Annotated in this window: 2 protein-coding genes; one reads left to right on the plus strand and one right to left on the minus strand. The window is 43.4% G+C overall.

All coding sequences use genetic code 11. The annotated features are described in order from the left end of the window. A partial coding sequence (locus GGR10_RS06610) for a hypothetical protein (RefSeq protein WP_182480432.1) occupies positions 1-2,766 on the minus strand: 2,766 nt, incomplete at its 3' end. 1,949 nt (positions 2,767-4,715) lie between these two features. On the opposite strand from GGR10_RS06610, the gene GGR10_RS06615 reads away from it, so the two are divergent. Next, complete coding sequence (locus GGR10_RS06615) at positions 4,716-5,459, plus strand: creatininase family protein (RefSeq protein ID WP_182480433.1); 744 nt, start codon at positions 4,716-4,718, stop codon at positions 5,457-5,459. Positions 5,460-5,926 lie beyond the last annotated feature (467 nt).

Consider the following 5,926-nt stretch of genomic DNA (forward strand, 5'->3'; position numbering starts at 1 on the left):
AACCGTCACATCCGTCAACGTCATCGTCATGTCTTTCGTCCCCACGGCATACACCCCATAACTCCCAACACTCCCACTTCCCGTAATCACCGTCCGCGTCAACTCAGCACTCTTCACCTCTTCCCCCACATCCACCCCCTTCTCCGTAAACTCTGTTACCGACCCATCCTTCATTATCAGTGTCCTCCCCTCCGCCTTCACCCCCGTCGCAAATTGTGAAATCGTCACCCTCTCCAACCTCACCGTCCCACCCCCTGTCACCCCATAACTCCCACCTCTCCCCAATCCCGTAATCCTCACATCCGTCATCGTCAAATTCCCCACCGCACTCACCCCCATCGCAAATTGTGAAATCTTCACCCTCTCCAACGTCACATTCCCACCCGTCACCCCATACCCACCTTTCCCATTTCCCGTAATCGACCCCCCAGTCATCGTCAAGCTCCCACTCCCCGCACTCACCCCCGTCGTGAACCCCGAAATCTCCACCCCTCCCTCCAACGTCACCGTCCCATCCCCCTTCACCCCATACCCACCACTCCCCTTTCCCGTAATCGTCCCCGCCCTAATCGTCAGGCTCTTCCCTCTCTTAACACTCACCCCCATTCCAACCTCTGAAATCGTCACCTCCTTCAACACCATCGTCCCACTCCCCACCACCCCCTGACCACTCCCATTTCCCGTAACCGTCACATCCTTCATCGTCAAGCTCTCACCCGCATTCACCCCCGTCGCAAATTGTGAAATCTTCACCCTCTCCAACACCATCCTCCCACTCCCCGTCACCCCATAACTCCCAACACTCCCCTTCCCCTCAATCGTCCCCCCAATCATCATCAAGCTCCCACTCCCCGCCATCACCCCCATTCCAACCTCTGAAATCCTCACATCCATCAACTCAGCCTTCCCACCCGTCACACTCACCCCCACCCCACCACTCCCCTTCCCCTCAATCTCCCCCCCAGTCATCTTAAACTTCCCATCCCCCCCCACATTCACCCCCGTTCCAAACCCCGTAATCCTTGTCCCCTCCAACGTCACATTCCCATCCCCCATATACACCCCATAACTCCCCTTCCCCGAAATCTTCACCGTATTCAACGTCACCGTCCCACCCCTCACCTCCACCCCATAACCCCCACCTCCCTCAATCGACCCCCCAGTCATCTTAAACGTCCCCTTCTGCACCTTCACCCCCATACTCCCACCTCTCCCACTTCCCGAAATCTTCACCGTATTCAACGTCACCGTCCCATCCATCATATACACCCCATAACTCCCACTTCCCGTAATCATCCCCCCAGTCATCTCAAACGTCCCACCCCCCACATTCACCCCCTTCTCAAACCCCGAAATATTCACCGTATTCAACGTCACCGTCCCACCCATCACATTCACCCCCACCCCACTACTTCCCAATCCCTCAATCTCCCCCTTTGTCATCTCAAACGTCCCCCCCTCCACCTTCACCCCCGTCCCCCCACCTCCCTTAACCATAATCGTCGCACCCCCATTCAACGTCGCACTCCCCCCCTTCTGCACCTCCACCCCACTACTCCCCACATTTCCCGTAACCGTAATCATCCCCTTTGTCATCTCAAACGTCCCCTTCGTCACCCTCACCCCCGTTTCAAACTCTGAAATCCTCACATCCATCAACTCAGCCTTCCCACCCGTCACATTCACCCCCACCCCATCTCTCCCCTTCCCCTCAATCATCCCCCCAGTCATCTTAAACTTCCCATCCCCCCCCACATTCACCCCCGTCGTGAACCCCCTAATCTTCACCTCTCCATTCAACGTCACCTCCAACTTCCCCCCACCCATCACACTCACCCCCACCCCACCACTCCCACTTCCCGTAATCTCCCCCTCAGTCATCTTAAACTTCCCACCCGTCACCCTCGCCCCCGTTTGCATATTTGTCAACTTCACCGTATTCAACGTCACATCCCCCCCACCCTCCACCTCCACCCCTGTAACCTTCCCCCCACTCCCCTTCCCCGTAAACGTCATATTCATCACATTAGCCCACCCCTGTTTCTGCATCGTAATCCCCGTCCCCCCATCTGCTAAATTAATCGTCGCCCCCCCATCCCCCATCACAGTAGCATTCCCCCCACTCCCCTCCACACTCACCCCCGTCTTGACATTCTTAAAACTCGTACCCATCAACGTCACCTTCCCCCCACTCCCCTTAAACACCATCCCCACCGCATGTATCCTCCCACCACTTCCCCCTCCCGTAACCGTCACCCCCTCATTCAAAGTAACCTTCCCCCCATCATTCACCTCAATCCCAACCCCATTTTCCCTAAGCCCTATCGACCCTTTAACCACCGTAACAGACCCTTCACCATCAGCCACTATCCCCTTATTTACCCCTGTAATACTAACCTCTCCCCCCAAAATCAGCTTCCCTCCACTTTCCACCTTAATCGCCGGACTATTACTACCACCACCTGTAATCGTCAGCGGTTCACTACTTATCGTAATATTTGCCTTCGATCCATACACCTTCACAGCAGGCTCACCAGAATCCTTACCCATATCCACAGTTCTCGCCCCCTCCAGCGTCTTTTTCCCACTACTCTCATCACACTCGATTCGCTCATCCCCACCACTACCCCCAGGACTAGCAACCCCATTACAATTCTGTGATTGAGCATAAACCTCTTGAGCTGTACTAAGAGCCAGACCAGCCAGAACAGCTGTCGAGAGAACACATAAACAAACATGATGTTTTAATACACGACGCATAACCATAACCCACACATTCTCTTTAAATCACTCAGATCAAAAGAGACAAAATGTTCTTAAAAAAAAGAAAAACAAAAATGAAAACACACCTGAACGGCTTGAACCACAAACCAAACACCCCCCATAAAGCCTTCTACAAAAAAACATCAAACCACAACAAGACGTTCTTTAGATACAACCCTAAACACACATATGAAAACAAAAAAATAAACCTACAAACTACAAGACACAAAAGGGAAAAAAACACACCTAAAACGTAAACGATAAATTAAACTCATAAACAAAAATGACTCAACCACACATACACTCTGCAAAAGCTTGACGTGTTGTCTCATTCTCCCATGCTTCTTCTATAGATATAAACTGGAAGCTTCTTTGATCAGTGGATACTGGTATAGAACTTAGCAATAAGCTTTATATGCTCTGTAAAAACTGCTACTTCAATTAAAACTGTTTTAAGGCTATTGCCTGTTCTTCTATTATTGGCATACAAAAAAATCATCAGCCTATCAAAGATAACTACAAATTATCCACCTTAACCGATATCGTAAACGTAATGGCACAAAGTATTCCACTACCTTCCAAATTTCTTAAATACTCATGGATCTTCAATATTTTGTGTATTTCCTCGCAGTAATGGAAAAACTACTGAATTCTGACTGCTAATATATTATCGATAATGGAAGAAAAACATTTTTACCATTAGCTCATTACTTGAAAGAAAATAAAGCTTTCGATCTCTTAGCCTCTATTCAAAAGAATATAATTATTTATACACTCATTATATTGATGGCCAAGCATTGGGAGATAATCTTTCTGGGGTATTTTCTCCGCATTCAAATTCTATCAACACCATTTGATGCAAAATTTATATTCCGGAAAACAAAATACTAACTAACTCCGGTGCTGTTAAACAAACTAAAGTAACTTATAGAATTTTTAAAAAAGCTGGTCTATATATCTAGGGATTATTGAATTCAAATGAACAAACCATGTGGGAGAAATGAAACTACAAGAAATATAGTTATTTATACAAATTGGGGATAAGTGAACGACCCATTTCCCCTAACAAGCCGATCTAACAACTTTAAAACTATATCCTCATTTTTCGCCAATTTATTTCACAAACGGCCTGCAAGAATGAGTAATTTCTTTTCGATTTTTTGGGCTTTCCCCCTCCTACTGCAAAGCAGTGGAAGCAGAAATGGAATTGTTTCACTTCGTTTTTTTTAATTGCTAACCAACAAAAAAATTAGAGAAAGTATTGGAGAAAATTGTAGTTTTAATTGCTTAGAAGGCGATCATAGTTTTTTTGAAAATTAAAGAAGGCTTTTCGGTTTTTCGAGTGGATTTTGTGATGTTTTTTTGATATAAAAATGTCAAAGTAACATACACGTATACAGCTGATAGCGTGCACATACATAATACAAATCCCTACCTTATTTGTAAAAGTAATAAAACAAACAAAATAAAGCATTAGTGCCAATTTATTTGCAAATTTTTATGTTTTTGCTATACTCGCTTATTAATTTTGATATCAAATCATCTTTTAAATTTATTGACCACGGTTGCGCGTTTATATTTCTTTAAAAGTAATTCGTATACCTCACATCTACTATTTTGGGTCTACAAATTGCACAATTTACTTTTTACTTTAATCAAGCAATGTAAATTTTCTGGAACATCAATAGTAAGACGTTTTATACATTCATTTGCTTACAATTTTACTTTGTGCTAACCTTAATTAATCATCATATTGATATAATATTGGGATTGTCGTGTATGTATTAATTTGGCGGATATAGTAATCAAATTAATATCATAACAAGATCTTGATCAAAATCGAGTAAGCAATTTGCTTTTCTTGCACATATGAATTAAAATCTTTAAAAAAATAACTCCATCATATTGGATGCATTTTGCAAATTTATTTATTCCTATTTGATAATGAATTTATGATATCTGATACATTTTTCCTCGCTCTTTTACCTTTAGGTGCTCATGAATATCACGGCAATCACCTTCCCTTTGAAACTGATTGGATCATTGCTGAAGCTTTTGCAAAAGCACTCATTTTACAAATAAAAGGGCAATTTCATATTAAACTATTACCGGTAGAAAAGATTGGTTATTCTATAGAACATATGGATGTTCCCGGCACACAAACACTCACCTTTTCCGATGCCATAGAACGCTGGATTAATATCGGTGAAAGATGCCACCGTAAAGGTATCAAGCGTCTTCTCTTTCTAAATGCTCACGGAGGCAATTCACCTTTAATAAGCATTGTCATTACTGAATTACGAAAACGATTTTCAATGCTTGCCGTAGCAACAAGCTGGAATCGTTTTGGTTTACCGGAAGGTTTAATAGAGCCATCTGAGCATCACCTTGATATTCATGGAGGATTTATTGAAACTTCCTTAATGCTCTATTTAGCCCCAGAAAAAGTACAGATGAAACAGGCAGAAAATTTTTATAACAAACAAGCTGATATGATTGCTAATTATCAGTATTTGCGTGCCTATGGACCTCATGCCTTTGGGTGGACAATGCGTGATCTTAACCCACGAGGAGCAGTAGGAAATGCAAGTAAAGCAACACCCAAAGCAGGTGAAGCAATTTTTTCTCATGTTCTTTGCGGGCTTCGTAATTTACTTGATGATATCAATCAATTTAAAATAAGTACATTACAATGATAAGGTATAGAAAAATACAAATACATCATAAGGTAGAGTATTCTCTGGTGTTTTTGTAATTGCTAAAATAATACATCAGCGTTTATGTAAACGCATGAAGTGGTTATTTTCCTATTACTTTTTCTGTTCTATCTCATAAAAACATTAAAAAAGCTATCTAAAAAACAACGTGGAGAGTGCGAATTTGATGCGGACGGTGATTACAGGACAGAATAATGAGAAAGGTGCGGGGATAATTGGAAGTTCTAATATTTACACACGTAATACTTTACCGCAAAACATATATGACAGTTGTAGTTTTTAGTAAGACACGCCCTTTTATATTTTTTGCATCATTTTAAAACTAGCTCCTCCCGCCCCCCATGCTGACAATCCCTTCTGAGATAGTCATCCCTTCTGCGACATTTTTCAAGGTAGTATCAAGCATCGACAGCTGTCCCTGTTTTACATACAGCCCTCTTCCCTTT

The organism is Bartonella chomelii, assembly GCF_014138465.1.
Classification (GTDB): Bacteria; Pseudomonadota; Alphaproteobacteria; order Rhizobiales; family Rhizobiaceae; genus Bartonella; species Bartonella schoenbuchensis.

Bases quoted from the DNA above. Each gene is read 5' to 3' on its own strand.
- GGR10_RS06615 (WP_182480433.1), top strand. From the start codon at position 4,716: ATGATATCTGATACATTTTTCCTCGCTCTTTTACCTTTAGGTGCTCAT.